This is a genomic window from Streptomyces populi (assembly GCF_002911015.1).
GTDB classification, from domain to species: Bacteria; Actinomycetota; Actinomycetes; order Streptomycetales; family Streptomycetaceae; genus Streptomyces; species Streptomyces populi.
Window position 1 is genome coordinate 1 of sequence record NZ_KZ626953.1, and the last position, 1,786, is coordinate 1,786.

Below are 1,786 nucleotides of genomic sequence, written 5' to 3' on the forward strand. Positions count from 1 at the left end.
TCCGACCGCGGGAAGAACTCGTACCACGACCCGAACAGCGCCCGCTCCCGCTCCACCAGCAACGGCAACGCCTGCGACGACGTCACCAGCTCACGCAGCGGATACTCCGCCAGCACGGCCGCCACCTGCGGGGTCAGCGCGGCGGCGAGACGGTCGGCCGGGGGCAGGGAGTCGTCGCGCAGGGCGGCCGAGGCCGCCAGGACCGTGTCTCGGCCGTCGGCCTCGGGAACGCCCGCGGCGGCCCGCTCGTGGAGCGCGGAGCCCTCCTCCAGCACCAGCCCGACGTCGATCCCGGCCGGGACCTTGATCTCGGCGGAGCGCCGCCATCCGGTCACCGGGTCGCTCCACGCCTCCACCGCGTACGTCCAGCGGCCCGTTCCCGACGGGGTGACGTGGGCGCCCCAGCGGTCGGTGCCGGGGGCCAGCTCCCGCATCGGCGTCCACGGGCCGGGGCGGCCGTCCGGATCACGCAGGACGACATTCGCGCCGACCACGAGGTGGCCTTCGCCGAAAAGGGTGGCGGTGACCTGGAAGGTCTCGCCCACCACCGCCTTGGCGGGCCGCCGGCCGCATGCGACGACCGGCCGCACATCCATGACGGGTATGCGGCCGGTCTCCGTGTGCGCGTCCATGCGTCTCGCCTCCGCGGTTCTGGGCCCGGATCGTCGTTGCCGCGAAAGGCCCTTTCGGTGTGGTCCGCGAGGACCGTCGTTCAGATCCGTGCCGGAACGTCCTGCAGGTAGACCTCGGCCGCGTTCGCCGCCTCCCGCGCGCAGCGCTTCCCCATCAGGACGCACAGGGTGTAGCCGGTGTTCTCGAAGTTCCCCCGCACCACACGGTCGGCGGGAGTCGCGAGAAGCAGGCGTTCCCATGCCCGGTAGCGCTCCAGATGTCTGGCGACCTCGGCTTTGGCAGGCAGCAGCATCACGCTGGTCACCTTCCCGATCTCTCGACCGCGGACGGCTCGCCTGGCCGGCGGATGAGGGCCGTACGCGAAGGGGAGCCGGTCCGGCACGGAACGACACCCTCACTCATGGTGCCCGTACGGCGACCGAGCGTCTTGTTAGCTCTTCAACCACCTGGGGTCGCGCTCGTGTTGCACGAATGGAGTAGCCCTCTCATGCTGAGGGTGACTCAGGAGCGGCGGGGGCTCACGCTCAGTGATCGGGGCCCGGTCCCGCAGGGGGCGAGAACGAGCGAGAGCTTCGCCGGTGAGGAGCCAACGATGAAAGCCGCAGTCCCCTGCTACTACCACCTGGACGTGGAGCTCAGCCGGGAAAGGGTCGGACAGGTCAGGCGGATCCTGGCCGCACACCTCCGGTACTGGAACCTGGAGAATCTCGTCGAGTCCGTCTGCCACTGTGCGGAAGCGCTGCTCCGCACCATCGAGCAGCACTCGGCGGACAAGAACACGACGATCGAGATGTGGTGGAACGGCCGACGCCTGTTCGCCGCCGTCTCGGACAGCAGCCAGGACATCAGCCCGCACCGGGCGCCGCAGGGATGTCTGGCCCAGATCGCCGCGCTGAGCGACGGCTGGGGCTGCTGTGCCACGGACGTCGGCGGGAAGATCATCTGGTCCTCGTGGCGGGCCCGCGCCGCCGATCACGCCCCGCTGGACCCGCCCGTGCCCGCGCCCTGTCTGCGTGAGGCGCGGCCGACGCCCCTGTACGCGGTGCTGCCGGAGCCCGCGCTCGCCGCCGGACGCGACGAGACCGAGCCGGCCGTCTCCCGCGGGTGAACCGCCGGCGGGCCCGTCCGTGCCGCCCGATCATGTCGCCGAGCG

Annotated in this window: 2 protein-coding genes and 1 pseudogene; 1 reads left to right on the top strand and 2 read right to left on the bottom strand. The window is 71.6% G+C overall.

Annotated elements, in window-relative coordinates; all coding sequences use genetic code 11:
- Both CW362_RS35390 and CW362_RS35395 read right to left on the bottom strand, forming a co-directional pair.
- Positions 1-632 (bottom strand): maltotransferase domain-containing protein (locus tag CW362_RS35390; RefSeq protein WP_162684334.1); only part of this gene is annotated, 632 nt, incomplete at its 3' end.
- Positions 633-733: 101 nt separating this feature from the next.
- Positions 734-925, bottom strand: a pseudogene (locus CW362_RS35395) (DUF5133 domain-containing protein); the annotation flags it as partial.
- Positions 926-1,225: 300 nt separating this feature from the next.
- Between CW362_RS35395 and CW362_RS35400 the strand changes: the two are divergent.
- Complete coding sequence (locus CW362_RS35400) at positions 1,226-1,741, top strand: pep a2 (protein WP_103553707.1); 516 nt, start codon at positions 1,226-1,228, stop codon at positions 1,739-1,741.
- The last annotated feature ends 45 nt before the right edge of the window (positions 1,742-1,786 follow it).

What these genes read in the sequence shown, in the direction of transcription:
- CW362_RS35400 (WP_103553707.1), top strand. Translation starts at nt 1,226, where the DNA reads ATGAAAGCCGCAGTCCCCTGCTACTACCACCTGGACGTGGAGCTCAGC.